Source organism: Nonomuraea sp. NPDC049714, assembly GCF_044465295.1.
In the GTDB taxonomy this organism is placed as follows: domain Bacteria; phylum Actinomycetota; class Actinomycetes; order Streptosporangiales; family Streptosporangiaceae; genus Nonomuraea.
The window spans coordinates 131,010-146,949 of record NZ_JBITLM010000009.1 but is presented as its reverse complement, the minus strand read 5'-3'; the positions used below and the strand labels follow the sequence as shown (position 1 = coordinate 146,949).

Annotated in this window: 18 protein-coding genes; 12 read left to right on the top strand and 6 right to left on the bottom strand. The window is 71.4% G+C overall.

From position 1 onward, the window contains the following. Positions 1-29: 29 nt before the first annotated feature. Entirely contained in the window at positions 30-1,613 is a 1,584-nt protein-coding gene (locus tag ACIBQX_RS31945; RefSeq protein WP_397011047.1) for a peptide chain release factor 3, read from the bottom strand. Between the two features lie 131 nt (positions 1,614-1,744). On the opposite strand from ACIBQX_RS31945, the gene ACIBQX_RS31940 reads away from it, so the two are divergent. The 4 genes from ACIBQX_RS31940 (at position 1,745) to ACIBQX_RS31925 (ending at position 5,637) form a co-directional block, all read left to right on the top strand. Continuing rightward, on the top strand, positions 1,745-2,461 hold the full coding sequence (locus ACIBQX_RS31940) for a spermidine synthase (protein WP_397011045.1): 717 nt from the start codon (positions 1,745-1,747) through the stop codon (positions 2,459-2,461). Between the two features lie 79 nt (positions 2,462-2,540). Continuing rightward, complete coding sequence (locus tag ACIBQX_RS31935) at positions 2,541-3,119, top strand: hypothetical protein (RefSeq protein ID WP_397011043.1); 579 nt, start codon at positions 2,541-2,543, stop codon at positions 3,117-3,119. Between the two features lie 60 nt (positions 3,120-3,179). Next, entirely contained in the window at positions 3,180-3,506 is a 327-nt protein-coding gene (locus ACIBQX_RS31930; protein WP_397011041.1) for a hypothetical protein, read from the top strand. A gap of 4 nt (positions 3,507-3,510) precedes the next feature. Then, a complete protein-coding gene (locus ACIBQX_RS31925; RefSeq protein WP_397011039.1) occupies positions 3,511-5,637 on the top strand; it encodes a carbon starvation CstA family protein in 2,127 nt (708 codons plus the stop codon). 2 nt (positions 5,638-5,639) lie between these two features. Here the strand turns inward: ACIBQX_RS31925 and ACIBQX_RS31920 are convergent, their stop codons facing one another. Beyond that, positions 5,640-5,765, bottom strand: a complete 126-nt coding sequence (locus tag ACIBQX_RS31920) for a hypothetical protein (protein WP_397011037.1) — start codon at positions 5,763-5,765, stop codon at positions 5,640-5,642. Positions 5,766-5,918: 153 nt separating this feature from the next. Between ACIBQX_RS31920 and ACIBQX_RS31915 the strand changes: the two genes are divergently transcribed. The 3 genes from ACIBQX_RS31915 to ACIBQX_RS31905 all read left to right on the top strand — a co-directional run bounded on the left by ACIBQX_RS31915 (position 5,919) and on the right by ACIBQX_RS31905 (position 8,387). Then, on the top strand, positions 5,919-6,563 hold the full coding sequence (locus tag ACIBQX_RS31915; RefSeq protein WP_397011035.1) for a LuxR C-terminal-related transcriptional regulator: 645 nt from the start codon (positions 5,919-5,921) through the stop codon (positions 6,561-6,563). Further along, positions 6,560-7,741 carry a sensor histidine kinase gene (locus tag ACIBQX_RS31910; RefSeq protein ID WP_397011033.1) on the top strand — a complete coding sequence of 394 codons (1,182 nt, stop codon included), beginning with the start codon at positions 6,560-6,562 and terminating at the stop codon, positions 7,739-7,741. The genes ACIBQX_RS31915 and ACIBQX_RS31910 overlap by 4 nt, the downstream gene beginning before the upstream one ends. Before the next feature lie 94 nt (positions 7,742-7,835). Further along, entirely contained in the window at positions 7,836-8,387 is a 552-nt protein-coding gene (locus ACIBQX_RS31905; RefSeq protein WP_397011031.1) for a DUF2690 domain-containing protein, read from the top strand. Between the two features lie 39 nt (positions 8,388-8,426). On the opposite strand, the gene ACIBQX_RS31900 is transcribed toward ACIBQX_RS31905, so the two are convergent. Further along, positions 8,427-9,230: a class I SAM-dependent methyltransferase gene (locus ACIBQX_RS31900; RefSeq protein WP_397011029.1), complete on the bottom strand. Its 804-nt coding sequence runs from the start codon at positions 9,228-9,230 to the stop codon at positions 8,427-8,429. A gap of 78 nt (positions 9,231-9,308) precedes the next feature. On the opposite strand from ACIBQX_RS31900, the gene ACIBQX_RS31895 reads away from it, so the two are divergent. Beyond that, on the top strand, positions 9,309-10,253 hold the full coding sequence (locus ACIBQX_RS31895) for a DNA polymerase domain-containing protein (protein ID WP_397011027.1): 945 nt from the start codon (positions 9,309-9,311) through the stop codon (positions 10,251-10,253). A gap of 1 nt (position 10,254) precedes the next feature. Here the strand turns inward: ACIBQX_RS31895 and ACIBQX_RS31890 are convergent, their stop codons facing one another. Further along, entirely contained in the window at positions 10,255-10,770 is a 516-nt protein-coding gene (locus ACIBQX_RS31890) for a hypothetical protein (protein ID WP_397011025.1), read from the bottom strand. 128 nt (positions 10,771-10,898) lie between these two features. Between ACIBQX_RS31890 and ACIBQX_RS31885 the strand changes: the two genes are divergently transcribed. The 3 genes from ACIBQX_RS31885 to ACIBQX_RS31875 are packed head-to-tail and all read left to right on the top strand — an operon-like array spanning position 10,899 to position 13,710. Next, positions 10,899-11,894 (top strand): hypothetical protein, encoded by a 996-nt coding sequence (locus tag ACIBQX_RS31885; RefSeq protein ID WP_397011023.1) that lies wholly within the window; start codon positions 10,899-10,901, stop codon positions 11,892-11,894. Then, positions 11,891-13,030, top strand: a complete 1,140-nt coding sequence (locus tag ACIBQX_RS31880; RefSeq protein ID WP_397011021.1) for a sensor histidine kinase — start codon at positions 11,891-11,893, stop codon at positions 13,028-13,030. Before ACIBQX_RS31885 ends, ACIBQX_RS31880 begins: the two co-directional genes overlap by 4 nt. Next, positions 13,027-13,710, top strand: coding sequence for a response regulator (locus ACIBQX_RS31875; RefSeq protein ID WP_397011019.1), 684 nt, complete (start codon positions 13,027-13,029; stop codon positions 13,708-13,710). The genes ACIBQX_RS31880 and ACIBQX_RS31875 overlap by 4 nt, the downstream gene beginning before the upstream one ends. 89 nt (positions 13,711-13,799) lie before the next feature. Here the strand turns inward: ACIBQX_RS31875 and ACIBQX_RS31870 are convergent, their stop codons facing one another. Next, entirely contained in the window at positions 13,800-14,675 is an 876-nt protein-coding gene (locus tag ACIBQX_RS31870; RefSeq protein ID WP_397011017.1) for an EamA family transporter, read from the bottom strand. A 105-nt stretch (positions 14,676-14,780) separates the two neighbouring features. Here ACIBQX_RS31870 and ACIBQX_RS31865 point away from each other — a divergent pair, with 105 nt between their 5' ends. Beyond that, a complete protein-coding gene (locus tag ACIBQX_RS31865; RefSeq protein ID WP_397011015.1) occupies positions 14,781-15,281 on the top strand; it encodes a MarR family winged helix-turn-helix transcriptional regulator in 501 nt (166 codons plus the stop codon). A gap of 21 nt (positions 15,282-15,302) precedes the next feature. Here the strand turns inward: ACIBQX_RS31865 and ACIBQX_RS31860 are convergent, their stop codons facing one another. Then, positions 15,303-15,917, bottom strand: a complete 615-nt coding sequence (locus tag ACIBQX_RS31860; protein WP_397011013.1) for an energy-coupling factor transporter transmembrane component T family protein — start codon at positions 15,915-15,917, stop codon at positions 15,303-15,305. Positions 15,918-15,940: the final 23 nt, after the last annotated feature.

The window sequence follows — 15,940 nt, the reverse complement described above, 5'->3', positions numbered from 1 at the left end:
GGGAGATACGCCGTCCGACAAGAGAAGGTTCAGGTGGTTGTGTCGGCGATGAGAGGTTCGAGCACCAGGCCGGGGTGGTCGGACTTGATGGAGCCCATCCGCCAGCGGTCGGTGAAGACCGCCAGCAGCGTCTGGTCGCTGCCGCGCATGAGGACCTCGGCACCGCGCTGGCCGGCCATGAGCTCGGCCGAGGCGCTGTCGGTGCGCCGGGCGAGGGTGTAGTCGAGGTGGTCCAGGCTGATCTCGGCGCCGAACTCGGCGGCCAGCCGATGCTGGACGACCTCGAACTGCATGGGCCCGACCGCGGCCAGCACCGGGGCCTGGTCGCCGCGCAGGTCGGAGCGCAGCACCTGGATGACGCCCTCGGCGTCGAGCTGGTCGATGCCGCGGCGGAACTGCTTGGACTTGCCGCTGTTGCGGGCGCGGGCGACGGCGAAGTGCTCGGGCGCGAAGCTCGGGATCGGCGGGTACGTCACCGCCGCACCGTCGTACAGGGTGTCGCCGGGGCGCAGCGCGGTGGCGTTGACCAGGCCGACGACGTCGCCGGGGAAGGCCTCGTCCACGGTGGCGCGCTCCTGGCCGAACATCGCCTGGGCGTACTTGGTGGCGAAGGGGCGACCGGTGGCCGCGTGGGTGAGCACCATGCCGCGCTGGAAGCGGCCGGAGCAGACGCGGACGAACGCGATCCTGTCGCGGTGCGCCGGGTCCATGTTGGCCTGGACCTTGAACACCAGCCCGGAGAAGGGCGCCTCCACCGCGCGCGGGCGATCGTCGATGTCGGCGCGCGGGCCGGGGGCGGGGGCGAGGTCGGCCAGGGCGTCGAGCAGCCGGCCGACGCCGAAGTTGGTCAGCGCGGCGCCGAACAGCACGGGGGTCGACTCGTGGGACTCGAAGGCCTTCTGGTCGTGGTCGGCGCCGATCTCGTCGAGCAGCGCCACCTCCTCGCCGGCCCGCAGCCAGTCGGCGCCCCACTCGGCCTCCGCCTGCTCGGCGGTGAGATCGGCCTCCTGCGCCTTGGTCGCACCGCCAGGGGTGCGCAGGTAGCGGATGAGGCGCTGCTCGGCCCGGTCGACCACGCCGTGGAAGTCGCCGGAGATGCCGATCGGCCAGGTGATCGGGGTCGGCCGCAGACCGGTGCGCTCCTCGATCTCGTCGAGCAGCTGCAGGGCTTCGCGGCCGGGCCGGTCCCACTTGTTGACGAAGGTGATGACCGGGATGCGGCGGTGGCGGCAGACCTCGAACAACTTCATGGTCTGGGGCTCCATGCCCTTGGCCGCGTCGATCAGCATCACCGCGCAGTCGACCGCGGCCAGCACCCGGTAGGTGTCCTCGGAGAAGTCGGCGTGGCCGGGCGTGTCGACCAGGTTGAAGACGTGGCCGCGGTGCTCGAAGCGCAGGGCCGCCGAGGTGATGGAGATCCCTCGGGTGCGCTCCAGCTCCATCCAGTCGGAGGTGACGCCCCGCCGCCCCGCCTTGCCGTGCACCGCGCCCGCCTGGGTGATCGCGGAAGCGTGCAGTGCCAGGGCCTCGGTCATGGTCGACTTGCCCGCGTCCGGGTGACTGATCACAGCGAACGTCCTGCGCCGTTTCGCCTCCCCGGCAACGTCCGTCATCGTGTCACTCCGTTGCTGTAGGTCTGCGCACGCCACTGTACCCAACGTTGAGGTACGCACGATTCGGCGCGCTAACCTGACCGCTGGGCCGACACTGCGCGGCGTCGGCGCGACGGCACGGGGAGAACGCGATGAGTGTCAGGTTCGAGGAGCTCGACTGGCGGCCCACCCCGCTCGGTGACCTGAGCCTGCGGCGGCGGCGCGAGCCGACCCTCGGCACGGACGTCCACGAGATCAAGCTGGGCGACGACTTCCTGATGTCCAGCCTGTTCACCGAGGCGGAGATCCAGCTCGCCCGGCTCGGCCTGGCCGCCCTGGACCACGACGCGCTCGATGTCGCCGTGGGCGGGCTCGGCCTGGGCTACACCGCGCGCTCGGTGCTGGAGGACGCCCGGGTGCGCTCCCTGGTGGTGATCGACGCGCTGTCGGAGGTCATCGAGTGGCACGAGCGCGGACTGCTGCCGCTCGGCCCCGGCCTGACGGGCGACGTCCGCTGCCGGTTCGTGCACGGTGACTTCTTCGCCATGGCCGCCACCCCCGCCGGGCTCGACCCCGAGAGCCCGCAGCGGCGCTTCCACGCCATCCTGGTCGACATCGACCACGCCCCCGACCATGTCCTGCACCCTGGCCACGCCGCCTTCTACCGGCCCGACGGGCTGCGCGGGCTGGCCCGCCACCTGCATCCGGGCGGCGTCTTCGCGCTCTGGTCGAACGACCCGCCGAGCGAGGAGTTCAACGCCTGCCTGAGGCAGGTCTTCAGCACGGGGGAGGCGCACGTCGTCACCTTCCCGAACCACCTGCAGGGACGCCCGGCGACCAACACCGTGTACGTCGCCACGCTGGCATGAGAACCGTCTCATCTTCGCCTCACCGGCCCCTCACCGCCGATGGACATCCTTCTGATCACACCCCGACGGAAGGCATGACATGAACAAGATCAAGCTGGCTCTCACCGGCACCGTCCTCGGCAGCGTGCTCGGCGGGCTCGGCGGGCTCGTGGTGGCGACGCCGGCCCTCGCGGACGAGCGGGCCTGCCGGGGGACCATGGGCGCGGTGTCCGTCGACGGCCTGCGAGTGCCGCAGGGGGCGACCTGCATCCTCGTCGGCACCCGGGTGAAGAGCGACATCAAGGTGGAGCGCAACGCCACCCTGGTGGCCCGCAAGGTGAAGGTCGGCGGCAACGTGCAGGCCGAGGGCGCGCGCGCCGTGTCGCTGACCGCCAAGTCGTACGTGCGCGGCAACGTGCAGGTGAAGCAGGGCGGCGCCGCCACGGTGACCTCGTCCCGGATCGGCGAGGACGTCCAGCTCGACGACAACCGCCGCTACCAGCGGGTCAGCGGCAACCGGATCGGCGGCAACGTCCAGGTGATGGCCAACCGCGACGGCGTGCGGATCTACCGCAACTCGATCAAGGGCGACCTGCAGTGCAAGGAGAACAGCCCGCGGCCGACCGGGAGCCGCAACGCCGTCGGCGGCAACAAGGAAGACCAGTGCCGCCGCTTCTGATTAAGACGCCCGGCCAGGGGAAGGCTGACTCTGGGTTACCAGCTTTTTCAGGAGCCCAGAATGTCCCGGATCACGCTGACGACCGCCGCATGTGAGGCGCTCCGCGCCGACGAAGTGATCTTTTTCGACTGGCATGTCACCGGACTCTGCTGCGCGGACTCCGGGGAGTTCTCAGTCCGGTCACTGCGACGGTCCCAGCTGCCCCGGCGGGCCCGCCGGCTGGGGACGGATCTGGTGTACGCCCACCCCACTGCCTGGACGCATCTGGTCGAGTTGCCCGTGACGATCGACTGCCGCCCGCTCTGGCGCTGGCGGCGCTTCACGACCGATCTGCCACCGGACGCGGGACTGCGCTGCTGCCTGGGCCGTCCCGTGTTCGGGAGGTAAATCAGTGAACGTGCGTTCCGTCATCGTGTGGACGTTGGTCGCGGTCGTCGGCGCCACCGGGTGGGGGGTGCTCGCCCTGTCGAGGGGCGAGAACGTCAACGCCGTCTGGCTGCTCGCCGCCGCCCTCGGTTCCTACGCCATCGCCTACCGGTTCTATGCCCGGTTCATCCTGCGCAGGGTGCTGGGGGCCGACGACCGCAGGGCCACCCCGGCCGAACGGCTCAACAACGGCATCGACTATCACCCGACCGACCGGCGGATCCTGTTCGGTCACCACTTCGCGGCCATCGCGGGAGCCGGGCCGCTGGTGGGGCCGGTGCTGGCCGCCCAGATGGGCTACCTTCCCGGCACCATCTGGATCGTCGCCGGAGTGATCTTCGCGGGGGCGGTGCAGGACATGGTGGTCCTGTTCTTCTCCATGCGGCGCAACGGCAAGAGCCTGGGGCAGATGGCGCGTGACGAGATCGGCCCGGTGGGCGGGGCCGCGGCGCTGATCGCCGTCTTCGCCATCATGATCATTCTGCTCGCGGTGCTGGCCCTGGTCGTGGTGAACGCCCTGGCCGAATCCCCGTGGGGCGTCTTCTCGATCGCGATGACCATTCCGATCGCCCTGTTCATGGGCTTCTACCTGCGGGTGCTGCGGCCGGGCCGGGTCGTCGAGACCACCGCGATCGGGGTGGCGCTGCTGCTGCTGGCCATCGCGGCCGGCGGCTGGGTGCAGGAGTCGAGCTGGGCGTCGGTCTTCACGCTCAGCCCGTCGGCCCTCGCGCTCTGGCTCATCGGGTACGGCTTCGTCGCCGCCGTGCTGCCCGTGTGGATGCTGCTCGCGCCGCGCGACTATCTGTCGACCTTCATGAAGATCGGCACCATCGTGCTGATCGCCATCGGGATCGCCATCACGCTGCCCCCGCTGCGCAACACCGCCTTCACCGAGTTCGCCTTCACCGGCGACGGGCCGGTCTTCGCCGGGTCGCTGTTCCCGTTCGTGTTCATCATCATCGCCTGCGGGGCGCTGTCCGGCTTCCACTCGCTGATCGCGTCCGGCACGACGCCCAAGATGATCCAGAAGGAGTCGCAGGTCCGCGTGATCGGCTACGGCTCCATGCTGATGGAGTCGTTCGTCGCCATCATGGCCATCACCGCGGCCTCGGTGCTCAGCCCCGGCCTGTACTTCGCGATGAACTCCCCGGCGGGCGTCGTCGGCGCCACCGTCGAGTCCGCCTCCCAGGCGGTCACCAACCTGGGCTTCGTCATCACGCCCGAACAACTGCAGTCCGCCGCGGACGCCGTACAGGAAGAGACCCTGATCGCGCGGACCGGAGGCGCGCCCACGCTGGCCGTCGGCATCTCGCAGATCTTCTCCGGCTTCCTCGGCGGCGCGGCGTTGCAGGCCTTCTGGTACCACTTCGCGATCATGTTCGAGGCGCTGTTCATCCTCACCACGGTCGACGCCGGGACCCGGGTCGGCCGGTTCATGCTGCAGGACACGCTGGGCAACCTGTGGAAGCCGATCGGGCGGGTGAGCTGGTGGCCCGGCCTGGTGGCATCCAGCGCCGTCGTCGTGGCGGCCTGGGGATACTTCCTCTACCAGGGGGTCAACGATCCGCTCGGCGGCATCAACCAGCTCTTCCCGCTGTTCGGCATCGCCAATCAGCTGCTCGCCGCGGTGGCGCTCACCGTGGCCACCACGCTGCTGATCAAGAGCGGGCGGCTGAAGTGGGCGTGGGTGACGGCGCTGCCGCTCGCCTGGGACGTCGCCGTCACGCTGGTCGCGAGCTGGCAGAAGATCTTCTCCAGCGATCCCACCCTGGGCTTCTTCGCCCAGCGGGACCGCTACCAGGGCGCCCTGGACCGGGGGGAGCTGCTCGCCCCGGCCAAGTCGTTCGACGCGATGCGCCAGATCGTGGTCAACTCCACCATCGACGGGATCCTCGCCGCGCTGTTCGCGATCCTGATCATCGTGGTGCTGGTGGACGCCGCGCGCATCTGGGTGCGGGTGATCAGGACACGGGAGCCGATGCCGAGCACGGAGGAGCCGTTCCACGAGTCCAAGATCCACGCCCCGGCCGGGCTCATCGCCACCCGTGAGGAGCGAGAGCTGATGGCCAGGGCCTCGTCGGACACCGGCTGAGCTCAGGCGGCCGGCGCCGGCTCGGGCACGCGCGACCGCCAGAGGCCGTACGCCGCCACGCCGGCCGCCGGCGCCATGATCCAGTGGCTCGCGATCTCGGTGAGCCCGTCATCGAGGAAGGCCTCCATCAGGATGCCGCGCCCGTCCTGCGCCGACGTTCGCGTAGCCGGGCGGCCGTCGCCGATTTATCATCGGCTCTGTAGAGCTTTCGCAGGACTTGCCTGTCATGCCCGCTGGTGCACACCGTGGGGGGCATGCCGCCGCGTTCAACGGAGCAAGACGTGATCCGGATCGCCGTGATCGACGATCATGAGCTGATCCGTCATGGGCTGGAATTCCTGCTCCACCGGTTCGACGATCTCCAGGTGGTCCTGCGCGGCGCGAGCGTCGGCGACCTGCGCGGCCCCGACGCCGACTACGACGTGCTGATCCTCGATCTCTACCTCGCCACCGACGAGCCCTGCGTCGAGGCGGTCAGGGAGCTGTCGGCCGTCACCCGCGTCCTGGTCGTCTCCGCCTCCGGGCGGCCCGCCGACGTGCTCGCCGCCGTCCGTTCCGGCGCCAACGGCTACGTCACCAAGGACGCTCCGGCCGAGCTCATCGTCGCGGCCGTCCGTACCGTGGCGTCCGGCGGCTTCTACCTGTCGGCCGGGCTGGCCGACATCGTGCAGAGCGAGCTCGACGCCGCCGCGCCGCCCGCCGCGCAACCCGGAGGCGGGCACCCCCAGCTGTCGGCCAGGGAGGAGGAGACGCTCTCCTACATCGCCCAGGGCTTCACCCACGCCCAGGTGGCCCGCAGGATGGGAGTGAGCAAGGCCACCGTCGACACCTACGTCGAGCGGATCAGGGCCAAACTCCAGGTCGGCAACAAGGCCCAGCTCACCCGCGCCGCGCTGAACCGCCTCGAACGCCGGGACGGGCGATGACCGGGGCGGACGTTCGCCCGCCGCCGTCCGCCGTCGCCGGGATCGAGCGGACCCGCGCCGTCAGCATGATCGTCGTACAGGTGGGCGCGCTGGTCCTGTGCGGATCCATCGAGCTGCTCGGCGACTGGCGCTGGATGACGATCGGACCGCTGCCGTACCTGCTGGGCGCGATGCTGCTGAGCGGCCTGGGCGTCTGCGCGCTGATCCTGGCCACGGGCGCGTTCCCGCCGCGCGGCCTGGTCGCCGTGGACCTGGCGATCGTGACCGCGGCCGTCCCGGCGATCGCGTGGTGGGCGGGCGACGAGATGACCAACGGCTGGCCGGGCACCGCCCTGCCGTACGCCCTCCTGACGGCCATCCTCATCGGCATCACCTTCCGCACGCCGGCCGCGATCGTGGCCTGGACCGCCGCGCTGGGCGGCTCGCTGCTGCTCGGCTTCGTGCTCGCGGAGCCGGCCTGGTGGCAGGCGCTGCCGCACGTCGCGGGCCTGGCCACCAACGCGTTCATGGTCGGGTACGTCACCAGGCTGCTCACCCGCAGCGCCCGTGACCTGGACCTGGCGCGGGCCGAGGAGCTCCAGCGCTCGGCGCAGCTGTCCCGCGAACGCGAACGCGGCCGGACCGCACGCAACCTGCACGACCGCATCCTGCAGACGATGGAGGCGCTGGCCCGCGACGGCTGGATCGCCGACGACGGCGTCCGGGCGCGGGTCGCCGAGGAGTCCCGGTGGCTGCGCGCCTACCTGCGCGGCGACGACCGCGACCCGGCCACCGACGTGCTCGCCGCCCTGGAGGAGACCGTACGGCAGGCCGTCGGCGGCGGGCTGCGGGTGGAGTTCAACGCGGGCCGGTTGCGCGCGGCGCCGGAGCGGGAGCGGATGCCGGCCGAGATCGTGGAGGCGTTGACCGGGGTCCTGCGCGAGGCGCTGACCAACGTCAGCAAGCACGCGGGCGTCGACCACGCCGTCGTCCGGGCCGAGTGCCGCGCGGGCGCGGTGACCCTGAGCGTGCTGGACCAGGGCCGGGGCTTCGACGCGACGGCGCCCACCGCCGGCCTCGGCATCGCCCGCTCCATCGTCGAACGGGTCCGCGCGACCGGCGGCGACGCCCGGATCGAGGCCGAACCCGGCGAGGGCACGCACGTCTCGGTACGGATCCCGCTCCCGCAGGACGGATGACCGTCTCCCAATTGCCGACAGGCCGCATGACAGATCCGGACGGGGACCTCTGCCCACAATCAACGGGAATCAGCCGACCCCCTTGGAGGCATCGATGCGACCCCACCGGCTGCCGACCGTACTGATGGGACTGACCCTGTCCCTGGCCCTGTTCCCTGTCACGGGGGCGAGCGGGGCCACCGCGCCGCCACCCGGGAGGGCGGCGGGCGGCGACTGCCACGGCGAGCGCTGCGACGGGAGGGACCCGATCGCCACCCGCTGCACCTACGGCGCGTACATCCCGCGGATCGCGAACGCCACCGTGCCCGCGTACGGCGGCACGATCGAGCTCCACTACGGTCCGGGCCGGCTGGTGAACGGCAAGCGGACCTGCGAGGTCAACTGGGCGCGGTTCGTCAAGCGCGGCCAGGGCGACTCCTACCGGGTGTGGGTCGAGCGCGACCCGGCGTTCACCGGCAAGGCCGGTCAGGACAAGACGCGCACCCGCTACTCCGGCGGCGACGAGGGCACCGGGATCATCTACTCCGATCAGGTCTATGTCGGCACCGCCGTCCCGGCGAGAGCGTGCGTGGAACGGGTCCTCCCGGTCCGCCCGCTGGGCGGCGCCGGCGTGGGCAGGTCCGCCGTCTGCACGGCGTTCATCTAGGGGTGTTCATCTGACGGTGTTCACCTGACGGCGCCCGTCTCAGGCGCGGGTGGCGACGGTGATCAGGTAGTCCCAGTCGTGCACCAGGGTTCCGTCGGTGGCGCGGTTCGACTGCTCGGCGAGGATGATCAGGTCGCGGTGGAAGGCCCGCCGCTCCTCCTCGCCGAGCCGTTCGGCGGCCTTGACCGTCGGGCCGTAGTGCTCCAGGAAGAAGTCGGCGTAGTGCTCCGGCGAGAGGAACCGCTGGGTCACCGTGGCGTTCGTGAACGTCACCTCCTGACACCCCTCGTCGAGCAGGTCGAGCATCGTCTCCTCGGTGCCCCAGCGCGTCGGCGGCAGGGCGCCGGGAGGCGGGGGCGCGTAGCGGCCGACGACCTTGAGCATCCCGCCGACGAACCCGGCAGGCGTCCAACTGGCCGTGGCCACCCGGCCCCCACGTCTGCACACCCGCAGCAGCTCGTCCGCCGCCCGCTGGTGGTCGGCGGTGAACATCACCCCGATCGCCGACAGCACATAGTCGAACGACGCGTCGGGGAAGGGCAGGTTCTCCGCGTCCGCCTCGCGGAAGTCGATCTCCAGGTCCTCCGCCCCGGCCCGCCGGCGGGCGCGGTCGAGCAGGGCGGGCACGTAGTCGATGCCGGTCACGTGGCAGAACCGGCGGGCGGCGGCGAGCGCCACGTGCCCGGTCCCGGTCGCCACGTCGAGCACGGTGGAGCCCGGCCGCAGCTCCGCCGCGTCGCACAGGGCGTCGGCCAGCGGTACGGTCAGCCAGGCGATCCTGGCGTAGTCGCCGCTGGCCCACGTCTTCCGCTGCCGTTCCTTCAGGGCTTCGAGTTCGCTCATGCTCAGCGCTCCTTCCGGAACCAGGCATGCCCACCCAAGGCCCGCACATGCCCACGAACCCCGGCTATCGTGGGCCGGGTGACCAGCGATGAGACGCGGGACGGTGTGCCGCTGACCAACCTCGATCAGCCGCTCTTCGACGGCGCTGATGCCACGAAACGGGATCTGGTCGACTATCTGGACGCGGTCAGCGACCGCATCCTCCCCGTCCTGCGCGGCCGGCCGCTGTCGGTGCAGCGCGTGCGGCCCGGTCAGGCGCCGTTCATGCAGAAGAACCTGCCCAAGTACGCCCCGTCCTGGATCGGTTCCGTCAGCATCTGGGCGGAGGCGTCCCAGCGGCGGGTCACCTACGCGCTGTGCGACGACCGCCGGACGCTGCTGTGGTTCGCCAACCAGCGGGCGGTCGAGTATCACCCGGCGCTGGTGGCCGGGGACCACTTCACGCACCTGGTGCTCGACCTCGACCCGCCGGAGGGGGAGGCGTTCGAGCTGGTGGTGCGGGCCGCCGGGCTGGTGCGGCAGGCGCTGGACGACGCCGGGCTGGCGGGCGCGGTCAAGACCAGCGGGGCCAAGGGCGTGCACGTGTTCGTGCCGGTGGTGGCCGGCCTCGCGATGGACGACCTGGCAGCGGCCACCCGGGCGCTCGCCGCGCGGGCCGAGCGCGTCGATCCGGCGCTCGGCACCACCGCGTTCATCCGCGAGGACCGCCAGGGCAAGGTCTTCCTCGACTCCACGCGGGCCGGCGGGGCGACCGTGGTGGCCGCGTACAGCCCGCGCATCCGGCCCGGCACGCCGGTGTCCTTCCCCGTGTCGTGGGACGACCTCGACCGGGTGACGCCCGGCGACTTCACCCTCCGCACCGCGCCGGGGCTGCTCGGCGACGGCGACCCCTGGGCGGAGCACATGCCCGAGCCGCAGACGCTGCCCGCCGACCTGATCGAGGAGGGCCACACCATCCCGATCGCCCGCGTCCAGGCCATGCACGAGGGCAAGCGCCGCGCCCGCGCCAAGCGCGGCGACTGATTCACCCCAGCAGCCGCCCGATGTCCTCCCGGGAGGCGACGCGCACGAACCGCAGATGGGCGTTGGCCGGATCCTCCGCCGCCTGGCGGTAGCGCTCACGGTACTTCTCGTGCTGGATCCACGCCCAGCGAAGGATCGACTCGTCCTTCTGGAACAGGAACCGGAACCGCTCCCGGTTGCCGTTCCACAGCTCCGTCCCGGTGGCCATCCGGCGCAGCGTGCGGCGCAGCAGCCGGCGCATGATCGTGTGCCTGGGCAGGTCGATCCAGACGACGGTGTCGGCACGAGCCCAGACGATGTCGCGTACGGCTGAGTAATTGCCGTCGACCACCCAGCCGCCGGCCGCCGTGAACCGGTCCACCTCCTCGCGGAACTCCGCCACCGGGCGAGGAGTCCAGTCGCGCATGTGGAAGATGGAGTCGAGCTCCAGCCACGGCACCTCCAGCCGCCCGCTGAGCGACGCGGCCAGCGTGGACTTGCCGGAGCCGGAGTTGCCCACCACATGTACGCGTCGCATCCGGCTCAATGTATGCCAGTGCTCGTCCTTGTGGACGATCCCCTATGCCTCAGGAGGTACAGGAGCGTCAGGCGTCATCGGACCAGAGGGAGTCGTCCGGCGGGTGGGCGCCTTCTAGCGTCGATCAGGTGACAGTGAAACGAGACGGCTGGCAGCCGATCCTGGCCTTGATGGTTCTCGCGCCGTTACTGGCGGAGGTCTTCAGCGGATCGATGCCGGTGACCATGTTCCTGCAGCCTGGCATGTTCCTCGCCTTCACGATCTTCGTGTACGGCCTCCCGATCCTCGTCCTGCGTGAGGTCGCGGTCCGGCGCGGCTACGGCCTGTTGGGGCTGTTCGCCCTGGGCATGATCTATGGGCTGTTCAACGAAGGCCTGATCTCCGAGACGTTGTACCACCCACTCGACCCGCACGACCCGACCTACGCCGACTACGGGCTGGTGGCCGGCCTGCGTATCCCGTTGATGTCCTACCTGCTGCCGTGGCACGGCCTGTTCTCCATGATCACCCCGGTCCTCGTCGTGGACCTGCTCTTCCCCCGGAAGGCCGGGCAGCCGTGGCTGCCGACCAGGGCGTTGTGGGTCCTCGGGGTCGTCACCGGAGGGCTGGGCCTGGCCAGGTTCCTGCTGTGGGGGGATGACCGCGCCCAGGCCGGCGGCACGTTCGTCATCCACCTCGCCGTCGTGCTCGGCGTGGCCGCGCTGGTCTGGGCGGGGGCCAGGCGTCTGCCGAGAACGCCGGTGCCAGCGACGCAGTACGGTTTCGCGTGGCGGGACGTCGCCGCCGGGATGGGGGTGTACGCCGGTGTGCTGCTGGGAGTGCAGATCCTGGCCGGTGTGGTGACGGCCCCCTGGCCGCTGACGGTGCTCTACGGCGCCCTGGCGGTGGCGACGGCCATGTGGGCGGTGGGCCGCCGCCAGGCTGTCGCCCGGTCCCGCGCCGTCGCGTTCGTGCTGGGCGCCGGGCTGGCGCAGGCGGCGGTGACCGTGCTGGTGGTCGGCGCGCTGACCGGTGACACCGTCAGAGCGGTGACGGGCGCGGTCATCACCATGGCCTACCTCGCCGCGCTCGTGGGCATCCGGGCCTCCCACCGGCGCGGTGTGCGCGAGCCGGCGGCGGGATGACCAGGGGCACGGCGGTGTGGCCGGAGGCGGTCCATCGTCATGCCCGCGTGGTCGACGCGCTGGTCGCCGCCGTCGTCGCGGCGATCGACGGGCTGGTCGTGGGGGGAGTGACCGGATGGCTGCCGTTCGTCGCCGTGCATGTCCCGCTGCTGTGGCGCCGCCTGGCCCCGGCCGCGGCCTTCTGGACCGTCCTGGCCGTGTCATCACTGGTCTGGGCGACGGCGGAACCAGGACTGGTGTATCCGGTGGTCGTCGTCCTGGTGGCCCTCTACACGCTCGCCCGGCACCGTCACTGGAGACACCTGTTGCCGGCGCTGGTGGCCGTCGAGCTCGTCTGGCTGCTCGCCGTCGTCGTCAGCGGCCTGCCATGGGTGGAGCTGACCGCGCTCACCGCACTCACCGCGGCGAGCGGGCTGCTCGGTGTGACGGTACGCCTCCGGCACGCGTACCTGACCCAGCTGAGGGAGCGGGCGTGGCGGCTGGAACGCGAGCGCGACCAGCAGGCGCGCATCGCGGTCGCGGCAGAGCGTGTCCGCATCGCGCGTGAGATGCATGACGTGATCGCCCACAACCTGGCGGTCATGGTCGCGCTGGCCGACGGAGGGGCGCTGGCCTCGGCCATCTCCCCCCGGCAGGCCGCCGAGGCGCTGTCGGCCATCGCCGCCACGGGACGGCAGTCGCTGACCGAGATGCACCGCCTGCTCGGCGTGCTCCGCGACGCGGACGACACAGGCGAATTGGCGCCACAGCCGGGTCTGGTCGACCTGAACACCCTGATAGAACAGGTACACGCCGCCGGCCTCCCGGTCACGCTGACCCACGAGGGTGATCCCCCCGCCCTGACTGAGGGCGCCGGCCTGTCCATCTACCGCATCATCCAGGAAGGGCTGACGAACATCCTCAAACACGCCGGTCCGCACGCCACCGCACGCGTACGGCTGCGCTTCCACGCCATCGGCGCGGACATCGAGATCGACGACGACGGCGGCGGCCGGCGAGCCATCCCCGCCGTCCCCGGCCAGGGACAGGGCCTTACCGGCATGGCCGAACGCGCCGCCGCCTACCACGGCCAGGTCGACGCCGGCCCCCTGCCCGAGGCGGGCTGGAGGGTACGCGTCCGCCTGCGGCTGCCGTGACCATCAGGGTGCTGCTGGTCGACGACCAGTCCCTGCTGCGGCTGGGCCTGCGCATGGCGCTCGACAGCCAAGCCGACTTCGACGTGGTCGGCGAGGCGGGCGACGGCGCACAGGCGGTGGCGATGACCAGGGCGCTGCGGCCCGATGTCGTGCTGATGGACGTGCGCATGCCCGTCATGGACGGCCTTGAGGCCACCCGCCAGATCGTCGCGGAGCTTCCGGAGGCACGGGTGCTCCTCCTGACGACCTTCAACCTTGACGAGTACGTCTTCGCCGGGCTCCGCGCCGGGGCCGGCGGGTTCTTGCTGAAGAACGTCCCGCCTGCCGACCTGTTCAGCGGCATCAGGGCCGTGGCCGAGGGCGACAGCGTCATCTCCCCGGCCGTCACCCGTCGGCTGCTGGAGGTCTGTGCCGCGCACCTGCCCGACCCGGCGACCGGCCGGTCCGCGGCCGGCGATCGGCTGGCCCGGCTCACTGATCGCGAACGCGACGTCCTGGGCGAGGTCGCCCGTGGCCACTCCAACGCCGAGATCGCCGCCGTGCTGGGAGTGACCCAGGGCACCGTCAAGATCCACGTCGGACGGATCCTGAACAAGCTCGGCCTTCGCGACCGCGTGCAGATCGCGATCTTCGCCTACGAGAGCGGGATCGTCCGGCCCGGGACGAACCCGCCGCTGTAGCCCGCGCGCCGCGCCTCACGTACGCGCGCCGCCGGAACAGGGTCCAGCCCCACCTGAATGCATGCCCGCAAGAGCCGACCTGATCGGCCTCATGCCTTTCTGGAGAACGTCTGGCCGGCGACGAGGGCGCCGAGCGCGATGGTGAAGCCGGCGATCTGCCAGCCGGTGAGGGTCTGCCCGAGGACGACGAGCCCGGCGATGGTGGCGACGAGCGGGTTGGTGAGGCCGAGCAGTGAGACCGAGGTGGGGGTCAGCCGGTCGATCCCGCGGAACCACAGGGCGTAGGCGATGGCGGTGCCGAAGACGCCCAGGTAGGTGAAGCCGAGGACGTTCGTGGTGGTGAGGGAGGTGGGCACGCCTTCGGCGGCGAGGGTGATGGGGACCAGCACCAGGCCGCCGATGGTGAGCTGCCAGCCGGTCATCTTGAGCGGTGACGCGGGGCGGCCCCACTTCTTGGCCAGCACCATGGCCATGCCCATGAGCGAGGTGGCGGCGAGCATGGCGGCGATGCCGAGCGGGTCCAGCCGGGCCTCGGAGGTCAGGGTCAGCAGGGCGACGCCGCCGGTGCCCGCCAGCGCCGCGTACAGCATGATCCGGCCCGGCACGAGCCCCAGGATCAGCACCGACAGCAACGCCACGATCAGCGGCTGGACCGAGCCGATGGTGGCGGCGACTCCGCCCGGCAGCCGGTAGGCGGCGAAGAAGAGCAACGGGAAGAAGGCGCCGAAGTTGAGCAGGCCGAGCACCGCGGACTTCCACCACCACGATCCGGACGGCAGGCTGCGGGTCGCCGCGAGCAGCACCAGGCCGGCGGGCAGGGCGCGCAGGGTGGCGGCGAGCAGCGGCCGGTCCGGGGGGAGCAGGGTGGTGGTGACCACGTAGGTGGTGCCCCAGCTCACCGGTGCCAGTGCCGCTAACAGGAGGTCGGTCGTCCGGGTGCGCGGGGGTGCGGCAAGGGTGGTCATGGGATGCCTTTGCATTGATAATCTTAACGTTGAGATAAGACCATGGCCGGTCTATGCGTGTCAAATATCTTAATGTTGAGATAGTCAATGCTGAGAGGACGGCCGATGAGCGATGCGGTGGACGCGCTGACCGCGCAGTGGCGGCGGGAGCGGCCCGACGTGGACGTGTGGCCGATGGAGGTCGTCGGCCGCGTCTCACGGCTGTCGCGCCTGTTGGAGCGCGGGCTCCGGGACCTGTTCGCCGAGCACGGGCTGGAGAGCTTCGAGTTCGACGTGCTGGCCACGCTCCGCCGCTCCGGCGCGCCGTACGAGCTGACGGCGGGGGCGCTGCTCAAGGCGGCCATGGTCACCTCGGGCGCGATCACCAACAGGATCGACAAGCTGGAGGCGAAGGGCCTGGTCCAGCGCGTCCGCGACAGCGGCGACCGCAGGACCGTGCGCATCCGGCTCACCGAGCGCGGCCGGGAGCTCATCGACGAGCTGCTCACGGCGCACGTGGCGAACGAGGCGCGGCTGCTGTCCGGCCTCGCCCCCGCCGACCGCGACCACCTCGTGGCGCTGCTGCGCGGCCTCCTGGAGTCCCTCGGCGACACCGCGCTGGAGTGACACCGCGCTGGAATGATCGCCTCAGTCGTCCAGCCCGCGCGCGCTCAGGGCCTCACCCAGCGCGTCGGCGTGCCGTAGTGCGCTGACCACCAGCGGCACGGCGAAGGCGCGCATGCTCCACTCGACCCCACGCGCGCGCTGCGCCTCACGGACGCGCGCCGCCAGGCCCGCGATGACCGGCACGCTGCGGATGGTGAGGGAGAGCAAGAGCGACAGCCGGAACGGATCCAGCCCCACCCGGCGCACCGGCGACAGGCCGCGCTCCAGGGCCGCCATCATCGCGGAGGTCCTGGTGGTCAGCGTGACCAGCCCGGCCAGCGCCACCGCCAGCACCACCCTGGACGTGATCAGCACCGCGCTCGGCACGTCGGCGAAGACCAGCTGCATGCCGAACAGCGCCACGGCGAACCACCGGACCGGGCGGACCTGCGCCCAGGCCGCCGCGACCCCCACCCGCGCCACCGCGAACAACAGCACGACCACGCCCGCGGCGACCGCCATCGCCCACGGCGAGCGCAGTAGGACAAGCACCGTGCAGGCCGCCGCCAGGCCCAGCAGCTTGCCGCCGACCGGCAGCCGGTGCACCGGCGAGTCACCCGGCACGTAGGCACCGGCGAGCCCGTTCACCCCGTTCACACCCCCTCGGGCTCGCTCACACC

Excerpts from the sequence above, each read along its gene's own strand:
- ACIBQX_RS31920 (WP_397011037.1), bottom strand. The coding sequence starts at position 5,765 with ATGGAGGCCTTCCTCGATGACGGGCTCACCGAGATCGCGAGCCACTGG.
- ACIBQX_RS31865 (WP_397011015.1), top strand. The coding sequence starts at position 14,781 with ATGAGCGATGCGGTGGACGCGCTGACCGCGCAGTGGCGGCGGGAGCGG.
- ACIBQX_RS31945 (WP_397011047.1), bottom strand. The coding sequence starts at position 1,613 with ATGACGGACGTTGCCGGGGAGGCGAAACGGCGCAGGACGTTCGCTGTG.
- ACIBQX_RS31935 (WP_397011043.1), top strand. The coding sequence starts at position 2,541 with ATGAACAAGATCAAGCTGGCTCTCACCGGCACCGTCCTCGGCAGCGTG.
- ACIBQX_RS31930 (WP_397011041.1), top strand. The coding sequence starts at position 3,180 with ATGTCCCGGATCACGCTGACGACCGCCGCATGTGAGGCGCTCCGCGCC.
- ACIBQX_RS31940 (WP_397011045.1), top strand. The coding sequence starts at position 1,745 with ATGAGTGTCAGGTTCGAGGAGCTCGACTGGCGGCCCACCCCGCTCGGT.
- ACIBQX_RS31880 (WP_397011021.1), top strand. The coding sequence starts at position 11,891 with ATGACCAGGGGCACGGCGGTGTGGCCGGAGGCGGTCCATCGTCATGCC.
- ACIBQX_RS31900 (WP_397011029.1), bottom strand. The coding sequence starts at position 9,230 with ATGAGCGAACTCGAAGCCCTGAAGGAACGGCAGCGGAAGACGTGGGCC.
- ACIBQX_RS31870 (WP_397011017.1), bottom strand. The coding sequence starts at position 14,675 with ATGACCACCCTTGCCGCACCCCCGCGCACCCGGACGACCGACCTCCTG.
- ACIBQX_RS31910 (WP_397011033.1), top strand. The coding sequence starts at position 6,560 with ATGACCGGGGCGGACGTTCGCCCGCCGCCGTCCGCCGTCGCCGGGATC.
- ACIBQX_RS31890 (WP_397011025.1), bottom strand. The coding sequence starts at position 10,770 with ATGCGACGCGTACATGTGGTGGGCAACTCCGGCTCCGGCAAGTCCACG.
- ACIBQX_RS31905 (WP_397011031.1), top strand. The coding sequence starts at position 7,836 with ATGCGACCCCACCGGCTGCCGACCGTACTGATGGGACTGACCCTGTCC.